The sequence below is a fragment of the Methylocapsa palsarum genome, from assembly GCF_900114285.1.
GTDB classification, from domain to species: domain Bacteria; phylum Pseudomonadota; class Alphaproteobacteria; order Rhizobiales; family Beijerinckiaceae; genus Methylocapsa; species Methylocapsa palsarum.
On the sequence record NZ_FOSN01000014.1, the window covers coordinates 54139 to 69332 of the forward strand.

A 15194-nucleotide genomic window follows, 5' to 3' on the forward strand; every position below is an offset into this window, starting at 1 on the left:
AGAATCCGGATCGATAAGGGAAATACCTGACATAAAATGAATTGAAATCGTTCGGTTTTCGCGGCGCTCGGACCAGAGCAAATGAGATCAATAATCGTCCAGCCATCCTTTGTTCAGAGCGTAGCGAAGGAGCTGCACCCGGCTTTCGAAGCCAAGCTTATCCATGCCGCGCGCCTTATAGGTTTCGACTGTCTTTACGCCCAGACGAAGTTCCGCGGCGACCGCCTTTTGACTGTGCCCCGCCGCGGTCAATCTGAGCACCTCAACCTCGCGTTCGCTGAGGTCAGCTTCGAGGAAGGGTCCGTCCGCCTTCAGCGGACCGCCGCCGACAACTTTCCCGGCGATCGCGGGGTCTAGGTAAACGCCTCCGGCGGCGACGGCTCGAATGGCCCGCACCAGCTCTTCGCTCGCCGAACGTTTCAGGACATAGCCCGCGATCCCCAACACCAGCAGCTGGCGCAGATATCCTTTGTCTTCGTGGACAGTCAGCGCGAGAATCTTGGTCTCGGGGCTATTGTCCCGAAGTTGCTCGGCGACTTTCGTGCCATTCAGGCCCGGCATCGAAATGTCCAAGATAACAATGTCCGGCTTCAGTTCGGTCGCCAGTTTCAGGGCGTTGCGCCCGTCGCAGGCGTCGCCGACGATCGTCATCCCCTCCGCCGCGCCGATGATCGCCTTGACCCCGGCGAGAACGATCGGATGATCGTCCGCGAGGAATACGCGAAGGGGCTTTGGAAGAGCGCAAGACTCACTCATCGTAGCGGAACGTGGATGATGAGCGTGGTGCCGAAGCCCGGGGCGGCCTCAATTTCCAGCTTGCCGCCGACAAGCGCAAGGCGCTCACGCATCCCAAGCAGTCCGAGGCGGGACGAAGGAGCCAGTTTTTCGTCGACCTCATCGGATCGGAATCCTTTTCCATCGTCTTCTACGATCAATATGACCTCGTCGAGAGTCGCCTCCAGGATCACGCCGACCTTCTTCGCCCCGGCATGTCTGGCGACATTTGTAATAGCTTCCTGAAGAATCCTGTACAATGTCGTTTCGATGATGGGAGGCAATCGCCGGTCGCTCAAGGCCAAATGCAGATCGAATTGCAAATTTGAGCTCTGGGCGCACTCGTCGATAAATTGCTGGACAGCCGTTTGGAGGCCAAGGTCGTCGAGCGAGGTCGGGCGAATTTCCCAAGCGAGACGATTTACTTCTTGTCCCACGTCGGCGGTCAAACTTTTCAATTGGTCGACCCGGCGCTTCAGATCCGAAGGCGCGTCGTTGCGCCCCAGGCCGTCGAGATTCCACTGCATGATGGTCAGATATTGCCCAAGGCTGTCGTGTAATTCGCGTGCGATTCTCTGACGTTCAGCTTCCTGGTTGATGACGGTGCTGCGCAGAACCTGAGACAGTTCCGCTTCCAGAACCGCGCGGCGGTCCGATTCAATCTCGAGCTGACGCCCGGTCACCTCCCATTGCCGGATTCGCTCGTCCAGGGCTGCGAGAAGCGCTTCCTGGCGCAATTTTGCCGCCTCCCGCTCACGGGCGAGCTGATCGACCCGGCGAAGTACGATTTCGAGCAGAGAGACACGCAAGGTTTGGGCGATCTGGATCGCGACTTTTTCCCATGGCTTGGAGCGCAGCCGCACCTCCTGCCTCCAGGCCTCGAAGCTTTTTCGTGGTGAGAGGCGTACGCCGTCCGGTTCGCATTCCACCGACTTGTCCGGATTTCCCGCCCAGGTCACGGTGTCTATAATCTCGCGGCGAAACCAGATGACATAATCTCGCGGTGATTTTGAAACCGAAAGAGCGATTATCCCGCTTGCGACGTCGGCGAAATCGACGGCCGGCCGATAGATGAGAGGGAGCGCGTCTGTATGAAAAACGCCTTCGGCGGCCGTTTCATTCAGCCAATCGACGAGTCCTCCCGCTTGCGTCGCATTGGGGGTGCGGCCGAGGCTCGTAAAATTGCCGTCAAGCCAGAGCCCAAGACCGTCTGCGTCGATGATCTCCAGGAGATTCGGCCGCAACCGAGCCAGGCTGTCGGCGAGTTCCTCCTCGCCGGAAAGCTGGGTCAACAAATCGTCCTGAATGGCTTTCGAACGGGTTCGATCCTGAAGTTCGTCCGCCGTGATTTTGGTTTCAAGCAGAAAGGACGCCATCTGACTGAACAATTCGAGGGCGACTCTCAGGCGATGGGGCACATAGCGCGGCCTTCTTGAATGACAGGCGATCAGGCCCCATAGTTTGCCATCCAGAATGATCGAGAGCGACATCGTCGCGGCGACGCTCATATTGGCCAGATATTCGAGGTGGATCGGGGACACGCTCCGCAGCATGCTCTGGCTGAGATCGAGCGGGCGCTCAAGGCGCGCGATGGGCGGCGACAGCGGAGCAGGCTGGTAGGTGGTGTCCGCGATCAGGCGAATCCAATTGCGCATGTAGAGTTCGCGCGCCTGTTTCGGGATGTCGGACGCCGGATAATGCAGACCAAGAAAAGGCGAGAGGTCGGAATCTTTCGCTTCGGCGTCGACAGCGCCGCTGCCGTCAGGCAAAAATCGATAGACCATCACCCGGTCAAATTTTGAGGCGGCGCGAACCTCCTCCGCCACCAACTTGCAGAATTTTTCTACAGACGCCGCCTGCTGAATGTTGCGCACCATCGTTTGAACAAGCGCGAGGGGATCATCGAGGCAATCTTCCCAGATCGGCTCCAGTTCAAGAATCAGCAGCCCGTCGCTGAGATGTATGGTCGCGTCGACGTCGCCGTTGCCGCCCTTCGCCTTCATATGGAAAGCGTGAAGCGGACGGAGCATGGAGCTTTCCGTCGCGACGAGTTCGCGAAGGCGGTCAGCATGAGTCTGGGGCAACCAATCCGCCGCCGCCCGGCCGATCAACTCGCCCGGCGCCAGCCCGAGCAATTGATCCGTTGCGCCGCCGGCCTGGACCACGTCGAGTTTTTCGGGATCGAGCGCCAGCAGGGCGCCATGCGGCTGGATTGACCCAGGAATGTGGATCGGCTCACGGTCGCAATTGGTCAGATCTGCGGCGCCGAACGCAGGAACCTCGCCGCTCATTCCCGCTCCTCTGCTGGGCTCCCGGACGAAGGGGCGCGCCGATGGTCATCATACCATTGAGAATACATGCTGTCTTGCCGCTCAGAACGCCGCCTCGCGGGCGCTGCGCGCCACGAGGTTCAAGGCGTCGCGAAACATCTGAATGCGGCGCAAGCCGCGGCGCAGGCGTCGGCTATCGCGCTCTCGTCATTGTCAATCTGGGAGAGCGCGGCTTTAAAGCTTCCCCAGAAATTTTCGTCCCGGCCGTGCCGCAGGAAGCGCGTGGCGATGCGGACCTCAGGATCTTTCGCCGATTCCATCGTCTTGAGAATGAGCCCCGCTCCGAGGCGGCTGCCTTCAAGAACATAGGCCCAGCCGAGAATCGCGCCCGCTCCGGCGTCGATCCGCTGGCCGCCGGCCGCGAGATAGGGCGCAACTGGCGCGCTCAAGCCCGCGAACGCATCCAGATCCTCCATGTCCCGGGCGAGGGCGAAACGCCGCCGCCGCTGGTCCCAATCCGGCAAAAGCCGTTGCACGCCCGCAGTCTCCAGCGCCGATTCGATCGCGGCGCAAGGCCAGTTCATCCGCAGATACCGGACGTAGCATGCCCGCTCCAGAAGAGCAGAAGGGCTCAGGTTCGAATCCAAAGCTTTGTGCAGGAGTCGCGTCTCGCTCCGAAGACGGGCATGGGCCAAGCCCCGCGCTGAAGGATGACCCGGCGTATCGCCTGCGTGTGCGGCCGACGAAAAATTCGGCCCGATGTCACGATGTCCCGAAAGATCTTCCTTTGGCGGCATAAGCGTTCGCTGTAATTCGACGTTGCGATCTCCAGCGAATATGCCCTGCTTCCTCCCGGCGCGCCAGAGCGGTCGAAAAAGCCTCAGCGATCGCCTAAAACCTGCTGGCGACGAGGAAGCCCGCCGTCGCGGCGACAGCCGTCGCGCAGACTCCCCAGGCAAGGTCTATGACGCTGATCAGCGCCGGCCAATTGGTCAGCGTCGCGAGATTCGTGAAATCATACGTGCCGTAGGCGACCAGCCCGAGCAATGCTCCAAGTCCGAGCGCTGTCGCCCATGAACCGCTCGAAAGGGCGGGGATGAGGACCAACACAACCACTCCGGCGACATAGACAAGATAAAAGACGGCCGCCACAGCGAGCTTCGGTTCAGGGGCAAGAAGTTCGCCGAGCATGGGACGGTAGAGGCGGGGAGCCGCGATCGAGAGCCAGATGAAATCGAGGACGAAAAACGCCGCGGCCGTGGCGATGTAGCCGATCAGAATTCTTGCCATGCCGCTCTCTTGCTACGCTAGGAAGAACTTCGTTAAGCATGGAATCTACGCTTCGCATCGCCGTTTGGATCATGAGCGCCGATTTTTTTTGACGCGCCGTCATCCGATGGCTGATCGCCGCCGTAGATATGGCTTGAGCGATCAGAACCGGGTGAATTGAAATATGGCGTCTCCCTCCGCGTCGCCGAACGATGAAGTCGCTGTGATTGGAAGTGGAATCGCGGGGCTTTCGGCGGCCTGGCTCTTGAGCCGCAGCCGCCGGGTCGCGCTGTTCGAAAAAGAGCAGCGGCCCGGCGGCCACTCCAATACAATCGAGATTGTGGGGCGGGGCGGTTTACTTCCGGTCGACACCGGATTTATGGTTTTCAACGAAGTGAATTACCCGAACCTCACGGCCCTTTTTCGTCATCTGGGCGTGACGACGAAAGCATCCGACATGTCTTTCGCGGCCTCTCTCGATGGCGGAAGCTTCGAATATTCGTCGCTCGATTTCGACGGCGTGCCCCGAATCTCCGGCAATATGATCCGGCCTCGATTTTGGTCGATGATAAGCGGAATATTGAGGTTCTATCGCGAAGCGCCGCTGCTGCTGGATAGTTCCGCAATCGACGGCGTGAGTCTTGGCGATTACCTCGACCGGGCCGGCTATTCTCGGGCCCTCATCCAGGACCATATCCTTCCCATGAGCGCGGCGATCTGGTCGGCCTCAGCGACGGACATCGCGAATTATCCGCTCAACACGTTCCTTCGCTTTTTTGTCAGCCATAGGCTCATGTCGATCCGTGATCGCCTGCAATGGCTCACAGTCGAAGGAGGCAGCCGGGATTATGTGCGCCGCATGACGGGAGCGATGGGCGCATCGATGCGTCTTGGACTCGCTGTGAAGCGAATATACAGAAAAGACGGTTGCGTCATCGTCCAGGACGTCTCGGGTGGCGAGCGGCGGTTTTCGCATGTTGTGATCGCGACGCATGCCGATCAGGCGCTTGGATTGCTTGGCGACGCGGATCCCGACGAGCGGCGCCTCCTCGGCGCATTCAAATATGCGACAAACAGAACTCTCCTGCATTCGGATCCATCCTTGATGCCGCGCCGACGGCGGGTCTGGTCAAGCTGGAATTTTCTGCAACCGAAAGGCCCAGACGACAGGCCTGCGCCTTGCGTCACCTATTGGATGAACAAGCTGCAAAGTCTTGATCCATCTGTTCCATTGTTTGTGACTCTCAATCCTGCGCACGAGCCGGATCCGAAGAAAATCGTCAGAGAACTCACTTACGAACACCCTCAATTCGACCAGGCAGCACTCCGAGCGCAATCGGATCTGTGGACGTTGCAGGGTCGACGCAACACCTGGTTTTGCGGCAGCTATTTCGGTTATGGATTTCACGAGGACGCGCTCCAGGCAGGACTTGCGGCGGCGGAAGAGATTGGGGAGGCGAGGCGCCCCTGGACGGTCCCGAATGAAAGCGGCCGGATCGCGATCCGGTCGCGCGCTCTGGCGCCCGCCGCATGAGCCTGCAGTCCGCACTTTACGCCGGGCATGTTGTCCACCGAAGGTTTCGACCGCGGAGTCACGGCTTGCGCTATAGCGTGTTTTCTTTATTGCTCGACCTCGACGAGCTGCCCGACCTCGATCGCAAGCTTCGACTCTTCGCCTACAACGGCTGGGGACTGTTCAGCTTTCGCGACTCGGACCATGGCGAGGGTATTGGATCTCTTCGGCATTGGGTTGAGCGCTGCCTCGCAAAAGCCGATATAAACCTCGACGGCGGCGCCATCCGCGTGCTCTGTTATCCGCGTATTCTCGGATATGCGTTCAATCCGCTGACGGTCATTTTTTGTCACTCCCGGGACAGCGCCCTCAAGGCGATCTTGTATGAGGTGAGCAATACGCATGGCGAGCGACATACTTACGTGATGCCGGTCGGAGCAGGAGACGCGCCGATCGTCCGCCAATCCTGCCGCAAGGAATTCTTTGTCTCGCCATTCATCCCGATGAACTGCGTTTACGATTTCAAGGTTCTGCCGCCTTGCGAACGCGCTTCGATTCTGATCGAGGAACAGGATGAGGGAGGACCTCTGCTCGTCGCGGCATTCTCTGGCGTTCGCCGCCCGCTTACCGACGCGGCCTTGCTCCGCGCGTTTTTCACCTACCCTCTGATGACGATCAAAGTCGTCGCCGCTATCCATTTCGAAGCGTTGCGTCTGCTCTTCAAGAAAACCCCTGCGTATTCTCATACGCGCGCGAAGCAACGGTTCGCCGTCAGCGTCGGCTCGCCTTCAACTTCCAACAAGGCGTAGACTCATAATGAACGAACTCAATCGCCCCGACGCGTTTCGTCTCCCTAAAAAGCGTTCCGCCTGGGCGAAGGCGTTGCTTTCCCCGATGGAACGGCGTCTGCCCGGAGACCTCACGCTTATTTTGCCGGGGGAGAGGCGCCTCACTCTGAGGGCCGAGCGGCCCGGCCCGCCGGTGACGCTGGAGATACGCCGAACCAAGGCCTTGTGGCGCTCGATTTTCGGGGGTGAACTCGGGCTCGCCGAATCTTACATGGAGGCGGACTGGGACGCCTCCGACCTCGTCGCATTGATGCAAATGGCTCTCAAGGCCAAAGCAAAACTCGAACACGTCGTCCGGGCTTATGCCCACGTCGATTTCTTGAATCGCGCGCGCTCGCCGCGCCGGCCAAATACAAAGGCGCAAGCGCCTGAAAATATTTCCTATCATTATGATCTCGGCAATTCATTTTATGAAAAATGGCTTGACGAGACGATGACCTATTCCTCGGCGCTGTTTACGCGTCCGGAGCTTTCGCTCGCCGAAGCCCAAAGGGAAAAATATCGCCGCATCGCCGCCAGCATTGATCTTCAGCCGAATGATCGCGTGCTGGAAATCGGATGCGGTTGGGGCGGCTTCCTGGAATACGCCGCCGGGGATATTGGCTGCAGGGTGACCGGGATAACTCTTTCGGCGGAGCAGGCCCGGTTCGCGCAGGCCCGCATCGAAAGAGCCGGGTTGTCGGAGCGCGCCGCAATCCGCCTCGTGGATTACCGCGACGTCGAGGGAACCTATGACAAGATCGTTTCGATCGAGATGTTCGAAGCCGTCGGTGAGGAATATTGGCCGACGTTTTTCGACGTCGTCCGTAATCGTCTTTCTCCCGGTGGGCGCGCGGCGCTGCAGGTGATCACGATCTCGGAGCGCCTGTTCGAGCGCTACCGGAGGCGAATCGACTTCATACAACGATATATTTTTCCCGGCGGCGTGTTGCCTTCGCCGAACGCCCTGAGCGCGGCCATCGCAACCGCGGGTCTTCGTCTCGAAGACGGCTTTTTCTTCGGTGAAAGTTACGCCGCCACGCTGCGGTTGTGGGACGGCGCATTTCGCAAGGCCTGGTCCGAAATTGCGCGTGAGGGGTTCGATGAGCGCTTTTTTCGGATGTGGACCTATTATCTCGCGTATTGCGAGGCGGGATTTCGCATGAACCTCGTTGATGTCGGGCAATTCGTCATCGCGCGAGATTGATACAGGGGTTAACGGCCTTCCGCTACGCTAACCTTCTTGCGCTGGCAGCATTCGCCGGCTCAGGGCGAAATAAGCAGAATATGGCATGAGTCGCAGCAGCTTCATCGCTAGCGCCATGCGCCAGGGGAAAACAATCTCGAATGCGCCGCGATCAAGACCACGCATGATATGATCGGCGGCTTCCTCGCTTGAAATGAGGAATGGCATCGGGAAATCGTTGCGGCGCGTCAGAGGCGTATCGACGAATCCGGGGTTGATCAACGCGAGACGAACGCCCGCCTGATCGAGTTCGGGCTTCAGCGCTTCGCACATGTTGATGAGGGCCGCCTTGGTGGCGCCGTACGCCGCCGCGGTCGGCAGGCCGCGATATCCCGCGACGGACGAAACGACAGCGATCGTGCCGGCGCGGCGTCCGATAAAGCCCGGAAGAATTTCCGCGAGACAATGGACGGTCCCCATCAGATTGACATCGATCAGCGACCTGAAGACGCTGACATCGAAGTCTTTGGCCGATAAAGGCTGATGCGTCCCCGCGTTCAGAATCGCGAGATCCAGCGGTCCGATGGCCTGTTCGATCCGGTCAATTGCGGCTTTCACTGATGCGGCGTCCGCGACGTCGAGCGTCACGGGGAAGATTGAGCCGGGCAGGCCCTCAGCTTCAGCCGCGAGCGACTCCAGATCCGTTCCGGTGCGTGCGCTCGCGGCCACCGTATGGCCTCTCGCCGCGAGGCGCAGCGCGAGCGCGCGCCCGATTCCTTTTCCGGCTCCGGTCACCCATACGGCGCCAGGCTTCGTTGGGGTGTGGGATAAGGGGTCACGCTTCGCCATGAACTCTCACGCATCGCCTTCTTCGCATTGGGGCCGCTCTCGCCCCATCGCGTCCGGGTTGGTCTCCGGACGAAGGTGATATGGGCTGGTTGAGGCTATTGCGCCAGAACCATTCCACAGATTTCGCTCACGACTAAGAACGGGATGCGTTTGATGCAGGTCAGCGAGCGCCCGCCTCGCGGATGGCGGCCGCGATATCGCGACTACGAGATCCGCTTCAGGCCGTCGTCATAGGTGATCTTTTCATAGGCCGTATCGAATTTCGCTGCGCCGTCGGCGATTGAGTCGAGCTTTTCGGCCGTGCTGAATTTTTTCATCCTTGTCTTGTCGAGGTAGAGAGAGTCGATCAGTTCATTATAGACGCTCGTGCCGTCGATCGGCAGAACATAATAGCTGACGTCCGCGAAACTGACCTGATAGCGTGACGCCCTGTCGAGATCGCCGACGAAAATGAAATATTTTCCGTCCGGTTTCACGTTTGCGCCCAGCGTTTCCACGAGAGCGGGAAGCTGAGTGTAGTTTGCGAGCGAACCGGCCAGGAACGAAAGCGCTGGATCATCCCCTTCGGACGTGGCGAAGGTCGCCTCCAGCGTGACGGGCGGATCGAGCGCGAGGGCGATTTCTCCGCGAAAGCCGAAGCGTCCCGCATGTTGTGTCGGTGCCTTGAGCGTGGGCTTCAACAGGCGGCCTTCGGCTTCGAGACGCTGAAAGGCGGTTGTTTCGATGGCGGTCATATTGAAGTCTTTCAATTCCGCTCATTCCTGAACCATTCATGAATGTCACGGCCGATCGGATCACGCGAGTGGGCTTTGGCGCGATTGTAGAGATGCCGACAAAACAAAATGTCGGTAGAGCCGCGCATGCGGAAAATGTAGACGTGTTTGGAAGGCCCCGCGAAAACAGGACGCTGGCCCGGATCAGGCTGCGGTCAAATCCGACAATGGCTTAATTAGCCGGAGCAGGACGCAGCGATCGCGTCCCTCGGAGCATTTATCGTGCCTCGACTCCGATTGCGCGGTTCGAGCCTCAATCGCAGTCGGAGCAGACGCCGTTGCCGAAGTCGTCGCACCAGCATTCGCAGGTCCCGCCGGCCGCAGGGCAGTCATTCGACGCTTCGCTCTCGCAGCCTATGCTGCGGCAGGAGCCTGCCTTCGCGACAGGGTCGGGCAGACCCGGCCTGCCGGGCTGAGGCAGAGCGGCGAGGCGGTCGTAGAGAGTTTTGGGTTGCCCGGAATGTCCCGGCTGGCTAAGGCCACCGGCGGCGGCGGGCATGGCGAACAGTAGAGCGGTCAACAAGAATGCCAATCGCATGCGAATCTCCCTGTATCGCTCACGCTTCCTCAGAAGCGGTCAAGGGCGACGATCGCATATAGGCTCGAATTTGCAACTAACCTTTGGTTGCTCGTCATTGTGGGACGGATGACGAAAGCCAGGGTTCCCTACATTGTCAGCCCCGCGGCCCGATCCTGTAGTCGTTGGAGCCCTTGCCGGGGGGAAACCGCGGCCCGCGCCGGTTCAGCTATCTCCAGCCGACGCGCCGCCGCTCTTGCCGCTTTCTCCTGGATCGTTGTCTTGAAGCGCCCGTTTCGTTCGCCGGATCTCGGCGAGTTGACCCTGAAGGATATCGAGAACGTCGCGCTCCGGCGCGCTCAGCGTCTCGCGATCGACATGTTTCATCAGGACTTCCAGCGCGTCTCCGATGCGGCCAAGCTGGCGGCCGTAGCTTCCGACCTCGTCGAGAATGGCCTGCTCCATTTTCGGCTGCGGCGTCTGGCCGATGTTGATCAGTCCGACCTGAACGCCCTGTTGGTAAAAGGTCAAGGGATTGATCGCCTGCCAGAGCTTCTGGGGCGCGAGGGAAATTTCAAAGGCTTTGGACATTGTGGGCCTCGTGGCGCCGGGAGAACAGACAAAGCGTTTCCCGCAGGGTTTGCAACGTCGTTAAAAGCATATCCTCAGTTGAACAACCTATCAATCAATGGCGAGGAGCGCTGGTTCACGCCGCCTTTTGATAATCCTTGATGTCGGAGAACGTCACCTCCGGCCATTTGTCCTGCTCGTACTTCAAATCCCAGGCCGAGGCGGCAAGAAACACCGGCGCGCCGTCGAGGTCGGCCGCCATCGACGAGGGATGCGCGCGCATGAATCTGTCAAGTTCGGCGTCCTTCGCCGTGATCCAGCGGCAGGTCTCGAACCGGCTCGTCTCGAACGAAACCTCAAGCCCATATTCGGCGGCGAGCCGCTCGGCGAGGACGTCGAGCTGAAGGGCGCCGACGACGCCGACCATCGCGTTCGAGCCGTCGCTGGGCAGGAAGATCTGGACGACGCCTTCCTCCGCCATCTGGCCAAGAGCCTCGCGGAGTTTCTTGGCCTTCATCGCGTCGCCGATCTTGACCCGGCGCAGAAGTTCGGGCGCGAAACTCGGCACGCCCCGAAAAACGAGGTCTTCCCCTTCGGTCAAGGTGTCGCCGATCCGCAGCGTGCCGTGGTTGGGAATGCCGACGACATCGCCGGCATAGGCTTCCTCCGCCAGTTGCCGGTCCTGCGCGAAGAAGAATTGCGGCGAATTGATCGCAATGTTCTTGCCTGTGCGCACCAGCTTCGCCTTCATGCCGCGCCGGAGCTTGCCCGAGCAGACCCGCATGAAGGCGATCCGGTCGCGATGATTGGGGTCCATGTTCGCCTGGATCTTGAACACGAAGCCGCTCATCTTGTCTTCGCGGGCGTCGACCTTGCGCGAGGCGGCCTCGAGCCCCTGCGGCGGCGGCGCGAATCTCGCGAGCGCGTCGATGAGGTCGCGCACGCCGAAATTGCGGAGGGCGCTGCCGAAAAACACCGGCGTCAGATGGCCTTCGAGAAAGGATTGCTTGTCGAAAGTTTTGAGGCCGCCCCGGGCGAGTTCGATCTGGTCGCGCGTGTCCCTGAAATCGGCTTCGCTCAGGAGGCTCTTGATGAAAGGATCGTCCGGCCCGGAGACTTTGGTCGGCTCGCTGTCGCGGTCGATCCGGCGCACGAGATCATGTTCGAGATCATAGGTGCCGGCGAAGCTGCGTCCGCTGCCGAGCGGCCAGGTCAGCGGGGCGACGTCGAGCGCGAGGGTCTTTTCGATTTCGTCGAGGAGGTCGAACGGGTCCCGTGTTTCGCGGTCGAGCTTGTTGATGAAGGTTAAAATTGGAATGTCGCGCAGTCGGCAGACCTCGAACAGCTTGCGCGTGCGCGCCTCGATGCCCTTGGCGGCGTCGATCACCATGATCGCCGAATCGACCGCCGTCAGGGTCCGGTAGGTGTCCTCGGAAAAGTCCTCGTGGCCCGGAGTGTCGAGCAGATTATAGACGCAATCGCCATATTCGAAGGTCATCACCGAGGTGACGACGGAAATGCCGCGCTCGCGCTCGATCCCCATCCAGTCGGAGCGGGTCTGACGCCGGTTCGCCTTGGCGCGGACTTCGCCGGCGAGCTGGATCGCGCCGCCGAAGAGCAGGAGCTTTTCGGTGAGCGTCGTCTTGCCCGCGTCGGGGTGGGAGATGATGGCGAAAGTCCGCCGCCTTGAGACCGGATCTTGAGAAGTCATGGCGCTGCTCGTCGCAAGGGCGGGGCGCTATGTCAAATGCTTTGGCGGGCGCGCCAGACCCGATCTCAGTTCGAATTTACGGTTTGCGCCCATTGAGGCCGATCCCAGCCGTTCGGCCGAATGCGCGACGGCACAGAAGCGGACGTCCGGCCCAAAGGTATAGACGGCTATTTGGATGGGTTTGCGACGGTCCGCTCTTCGACGGCGAGGCCAAGAACCGGACGTTCGTCTCTGGCTCGATAATTGGCTCAATCGCTCACGAACGCCTCATTCGAAGCGGCAGCAACGTTCATCGATCCCGACAAACCAGCCCCCGCTGGACGATCGCGACCGCGTTCGCGTATGCCGCCAATGGCAGGGTGACTGCTGTTAAAATTGACTGCTGTTACAATAATGAATCGATCGATCGGAAGCATCCAGAAAGTTGTACTCCAGGCAGCGTCAATCGATACCGGGATGGGCTGTCAAATTATCAGCGCGAAAGAAACCACAAGAGAATGGGGAGATGGCTTTCCTCTTCGTTCTACAAAACAATGTTGGCCGAACTGCATATGATCTGGATCCGCTCCCGCGACTGACGCTCCACAGACATTGCGCTGGCCAGATGGTAGTAAAGGCCTGACTATTTCCCGTTCTTTTTCAGCGTATCGATCAGAAGCTTGGCGGCCGGGCCCGACGAGGCCGGATTTTGGCCGGTGATCAGCTGGCCGTCGGCGACAACGTGAACGCCCCAGTTCTTGACCTTGGAAAAAGTGGCGCCAAGGCTCATCAGTTCGTCCTCGACAAGGAAGGGCACCACCTTCGTCAATCCCATCTCTTCTTCCTCGCCATTGGTGAAGCCGGTCACCGTCTTGCCCGCGACGAGCAACTTGCCGCCTGGCGTCTTGACATGACGCAGCGCGCCGGAAGAGTGGCAAACCAACGCGAAGGTCTTGCCAGCGGCCAGGAAGGATTCCACCAGCTTGATTGAGTTCTCGTCTTCGGCGAGATCCCACATCGGCCCATGACCACCCGGGTAGAAGACTGTATCGTAGCCTTCCTGCTTGACGCTATCGAGGCGCACCGTCCTTTCGAGCTGGGCTTCGGCGTCGGCATCCTTCTCGAACCGACGGGTGATGTCTGTTTGGAAGTTTGGCTCGTTGCTCTTGGGATCCAGCGGCGGGCGTCCGCCCTTGGGCGATGCGAGCGTGATCTGGGCGCCGGCATCCTTGAAGACGTAGTAAGGCGCCGCCAGTTCCTCCAGCCAGAAGCCGGTCTTGCGCCCGGTGTCGCCGAGCTGGTCGTGGGAGGTCAGAACCATCAGAACTTTCATGATCCGCTCCTTTCCGTAGTCGTTGAAGAGTGACCCGAATGGCTGTGCTAGCTGCCCGGAGGGTCGCGGTCGGAAGGCTCAAACGCTCGACGTGATTGCGAGGCGCTTGTTTCCGGCCTCGCCCGAGTTGTTGTCGTCACAATGCTGCGTGTTTTCTCAGCCAACAACGTCGTAGCCCTCGAACCGATCCGAGAAACCGGTCGACGAGAAGGGCTCTTCTCTCAGGCTTCAATTCTAGGGCCCTTCCCAGCGGATATCAAGGCCGCGCGGCTGAAGTTGTAGCTGCGCAACTCGCAAGTGTTTCGGCAAGGGTCTTGAATCGTCAAGCAAAGCGGCGACAAAAGGATTAAATTTGGTGGCGGCAGGCAAGGGGATTGGTGAGGCATGGCGGCGGGCGTCGGGAGGCTTTGTATATCAGATCGACTCACCCCGGCATTGGCAGGCCCCGCTCGGTTGAAGAAATTTCAGCCATGAGTAGTTCAGAGAGACTTTCACCATCAATGGGCCGCCCGATGGCGAGGTGTGCATCAGGGATCGCTATCGCATCTGGAGCGTTGTCTTTGAAGTTGACGCAGCATCAGCGAGGGAAGATCGAGATGGAAGACCACGACATCAGAGCGGCTCTGGATCGTCACTGGGACGCCTCCGACGCCAGCGACTTCGAGGCTGAGCACCAGATTTACGGAGAGGGTGCGGTGCTCGAGTATCCGCAATCGGGCGAGCGCGTCCTCGGGCGGCGGAAGATTCAGTCGTCTCGCGCCGCGCAGCCGAACTGGAAACGCTTCACAGTGCGGCGGATTATCGGCGCGGGCGACCTCTGGGTGACCGAATATATTCTAACCTATGACGGACGGCCGTCTTACGCCGTTAGCATCATGGAGTTCCTTGATGGGAAGGTGGCCCGCGAGACCCAGTATTTCGGCGATCCGTTCGAGCCGGGGCCTTCGCGCGCGCAATGGGTCGAGCGGGCGCCCTGAAACCTGGCCGCCGTAAGGATGGCCGTCTGCTGCTTGCTCGCCCGCTTGGAACTGCCGACTGATACGGTCTCTCTCGCCCGCTATCTCATTGGCAAGATATTGGTGCGGGAGTTGCCAGAAGGCGTCGCCAGCGGTCGTATTGTTGAGACTGAGGCGTATATCGTCGGCGACGCCGCCGGGCATGCCTACCGGGGGATGACTCGGCGTAATCATTCTCTGTTTCTTGAGCGCGGGCGCGCCTATATCTATCTCGCCTACGGCAGCTCATATATGCTGAACGTCTCGAGCGAGATGCCTGGGATCGGAGCCGGAGTCCTGATCAGGGCGCTCGAGCCGCTCGAGGGCATCCCTATCATGCGGCTAAATCGCGGCGTCGAGCAGTTGCGCGGCTTGGCGCGGGGACCAGGAAGGCTCACTGCGGCGTTGCGGGTTGATCGTTCGCTCGATGGACTCGATCTTTGCCAAGAAGGCCCTCTATGGCTTGGACGCGGTGACGACGAACGAGGCGAAATCGGGCAGAGCATTCGGACCGGCATTTCTCGGGACGCGAACCGCATCCTGCGATTTTATCTCCGAGGCAGTCCGTTCGTCAGCGGTCCAAGATCGCTCCAGGAATAAAAGACCGGATCTCGACGTGTCTACCGGG

Annotated in this window: 15 protein-coding genes; 5 read left to right on the forward strand and 10 right to left on the reverse strand. The window is 60.0% G+C overall.

What is annotated here, in order from left to right; genetic code table 11:
• Nucleotides 1-87: 87 nt before the first annotated feature.
• The 4 genes from BM177_RS14565 to BM177_RS14580 form a co-directional block, all read right to left on the reverse strand.
• Nucleotides 88-756, reverse strand: a complete 669-nt coding sequence (locus tag BM177_RS14565; RefSeq protein ID WP_091684927.1) for a response regulator — start codon at nucleotides 754-756, stop codon at nucleotides 88-90.
• On the reverse strand, nucleotides 753-3065 hold the full coding sequence (locus BM177_RS14570; protein ID WP_091684929.1) for a histidine kinase: 2313 nt from the start codon (nucleotides 3063-3065) through the stop codon (nucleotides 753-755). Before BM177_RS14570 ends, BM177_RS14565 begins: the two co-directional genes overlap by 4 nt.
• Nucleotides 3066-3184: 119 nt before the next feature.
• Nucleotides 3185-3841, reverse strand: coding sequence for a biliverdin-producing heme oxygenase (locus BM177_RS14575; protein ID WP_091684931.1), 657 nt, complete (start codon nucleotides 3839-3841; stop codon nucleotides 3185-3187).
• A gap of 94 nt (nucleotides 3842-3935) precedes the next feature.
• Nucleotides 3936-4334, reverse strand: coding sequence for a DUF2177 family protein (locus BM177_RS14580; RefSeq protein WP_091684933.1), 399 nt, complete (start codon nucleotides 4332-4334; stop codon nucleotides 3936-3938).
• A 163-nt stretch (nucleotides 4335-4497) separates the two neighbouring features.
• On the opposite strand from BM177_RS14580, the gene BM177_RS14585 reads away from it, so the two are divergent.
• Genes BM177_RS14585 through BM177_RS14595 form a run of 3 tightly spaced genes read left to right on the forward strand, consistent with a single transcriptional unit; the run spans nucleotide 4498 to nucleotide 7860 of the window.
• Nucleotides 4498-5847 (forward strand): NAD(P)/FAD-dependent oxidoreductase, encoded by a 1350-nt coding sequence (locus tag BM177_RS14585; protein WP_091684936.1) that lies wholly within the window; start codon nucleotides 4498-4500, stop codon nucleotides 5845-5847.
• A complete protein-coding gene (locus BM177_RS14590) occupies nucleotides 5844-6635 on the forward strand; it encodes a DUF1365 domain-containing protein (RefSeq protein ID WP_091684938.1) in 792 nt (263 codons plus the stop codon). The genes BM177_RS14585 and BM177_RS14590 overlap by 4 nt, the downstream gene beginning before the upstream one ends.
• Nucleotides 6636-6642: 7 nt before the next feature.
• Nucleotides 6643-7860 carry an SAM-dependent methyltransferase gene (locus BM177_RS14595; protein WP_091684940.1) on the forward strand — a complete coding sequence of 406 codons (1218 nt, stop codon included), beginning with the start codon at nucleotides 6643-6645 and terminating at the stop codon, nucleotides 7858-7860.
• Nucleotides 7861-7887: 27 nt separating this feature from the next.
• On the opposite strand, the gene BM177_RS14600 is transcribed toward BM177_RS14595, so the two are convergent.
• The 6 genes from BM177_RS14600 to BM177_RS14625 form a co-directional block, all read right to left on the reverse strand.
• Nucleotides 7888-8688 carry an SDR family NAD(P)-dependent oxidoreductase gene (locus BM177_RS14600; RefSeq protein ID WP_091684942.1) on the reverse strand — a complete coding sequence of 267 codons (801 nt, stop codon included), beginning with the start codon at nucleotides 8686-8688 and terminating at the stop codon, nucleotides 7888-7890.
• A 203-nt stretch (nucleotides 8689-8891) separates the two neighbouring features.
• The gene (locus BM177_RS14605) at nucleotides 8892-9422 is read right to left on the reverse strand and encodes a hypothetical protein (RefSeq protein WP_091685028.1); all 531 of its coding nucleotides are present in this window, start codon (nucleotides 9420-9422) and stop codon (nucleotides 8892-8894) included.
• Nucleotides 9423-9714: 292 nt separating this feature from the next.
• A complete protein-coding gene (locus tag BM177_RS14610; RefSeq protein ID WP_091684944.1) occupies nucleotides 9715-9999 on the reverse strand; it encodes a hypothetical protein in 285 nt (94 codons plus the stop codon).
• A gap of 204 nt (nucleotides 10000-10203) precedes the next feature.
• Nucleotides 10204-10569, reverse strand: a complete 366-nt coding sequence (locus BM177_RS14615; RefSeq protein WP_244532354.1) for a hypothetical protein — start codon at nucleotides 10567-10569, stop codon at nucleotides 10204-10206.
• Nucleotides 10570-10684: 115 nt separating this feature from the next.
• On the reverse strand, nucleotides 10685-12259 hold the full coding sequence (locus BM177_RS14620) for a peptide chain release factor 3 (RefSeq protein WP_091684947.1): 1575 nt from the start codon (nucleotides 12257-12259) through the stop codon (nucleotides 10685-10687).
• A 622-nt stretch (nucleotides 12260-12881) separates the two neighbouring features.
• Complete coding sequence (locus tag BM177_RS14625; RefSeq protein ID WP_091684950.1) at nucleotides 12882-13571, reverse strand: type 1 glutamine amidotransferase domain-containing protein; 690 nt, start codon at nucleotides 13569-13571, stop codon at nucleotides 12882-12884.
• Between the two features lie 596 nt (nucleotides 13572-14167).
• On the opposite strand from BM177_RS14625, the gene BM177_RS14630 reads away from it, so the two are divergent.
• Together BM177_RS14630 and BM177_RS14635 are read left to right on the forward strand one after the other, a co-directional pair.
• Entirely contained in the window at nucleotides 14168-14548 is a 381-nt protein-coding gene (locus tag BM177_RS14630; RefSeq protein ID WP_091685030.1) for a nuclear transport factor 2 family protein, read from the forward strand.
• 18 nt (nucleotides 14549-14566) lie between these two features.
• The gene (locus BM177_RS14635; RefSeq protein ID WP_091684953.1) at nucleotides 14567-15166 is read left to right on the forward strand and encodes a DNA-3-methyladenine glycosylase; all 600 of its coding nucleotides are present in this window, start codon (nucleotides 14567-14569) and stop codon (nucleotides 15164-15166) included.
• Nucleotides 15167-15194: the final 28 nt, after the last annotated feature.

Coding starts and splice junctions, on each gene's coding strand:
- BM177_RS14630 (WP_091685030.1), top strand. CDS start 14,168: ATGGAAGACCACGACATCAGAGCGGCTCTGGATCGTCACTGGGACGCC.
- BM177_RS14585 (WP_091684936.1), top strand. CDS start 4,498: ATGGCGTCTCCCTCCGCGTCGCCGAACGATGAAGTCGCTGTGATTGGA.
- BM177_RS14575 (WP_091684931.1), bottom strand. CDS start 3,841: ATGCCGCCAAAGGAAGATCTTTCGGGACATCGTGACATCGGGCCGAAT.
- BM177_RS14615 (WP_244532354.1), bottom strand. CDS start 10,569: ATGTCCAAAGCCTTTGAAATTTCCCTCGCGCCCCAGAAGCTCTGGCAG.
- BM177_RS14565 (WP_091684927.1), bottom strand. CDS start 756: ATGAGTGAGTCTTGCGCTCTTCCAAAGCCCCTTCGCGTATTCCTCGCG.
- BM177_RS14570 (WP_091684929.1), bottom strand. CDS start 3,065: ATGAGCGGCGAGGTTCCTGCGTTCGGCGCCGCAGATCTGACCAATTGC.
- BM177_RS14580 (WP_091684933.1), bottom strand. CDS start 4,334: ATGGCAAGAATTCTGATCGGCTACATCGCCACGGCCGCGGCGTTTTTC.
- BM177_RS14590 (WP_091684938.1), top strand. CDS start 5,844: ATGAGCCTGCAGTCCGCACTTTACGCCGGGCATGTTGTCCACCGAAGG.
- BM177_RS14635 (WP_091684953.1), top strand. CDS start 14,567: ATGGCCGTCTGCTGCTTGCTCGCCCGCTTGGAACTGCCGACTGATACG.
- BM177_RS14605 (WP_091685028.1), bottom strand. CDS start 9,422: ATGACCGCCATCGAAACAACCGCCTTTCAGCGTCTCGAAGCCGAAGGC.
- BM177_RS14595 (WP_091684940.1), top strand. CDS start 6,643: ATGAACGAACTCAATCGCCCCGACGCGTTTCGTCTCCCTAAAAAGCGT.
- BM177_RS14610 (WP_091684944.1), bottom strand. CDS start 9,999: ATGCGATTGGCATTCTTGTTGACCGCTCTACTGTTCGCCATGCCCGCC.
- BM177_RS14620 (WP_091684947.1), bottom strand. CDS start 12,259: ATGACTTCTCAAGATCCGGTCTCAAGGCGGCGGACTTTCGCCATCATC.
- BM177_RS14600 (WP_091684942.1), bottom strand. CDS start 8,688: ATGGCGAAGCGTGACCCCTTATCCCACACCCCAACGAAGCCTGGCGCC.
- BM177_RS14625 (WP_091684950.1), bottom strand. CDS start 13,571: ATGAAAGTTCTGATGGTTCTGACCTCCCACGACCAGCTCGGCGACACC.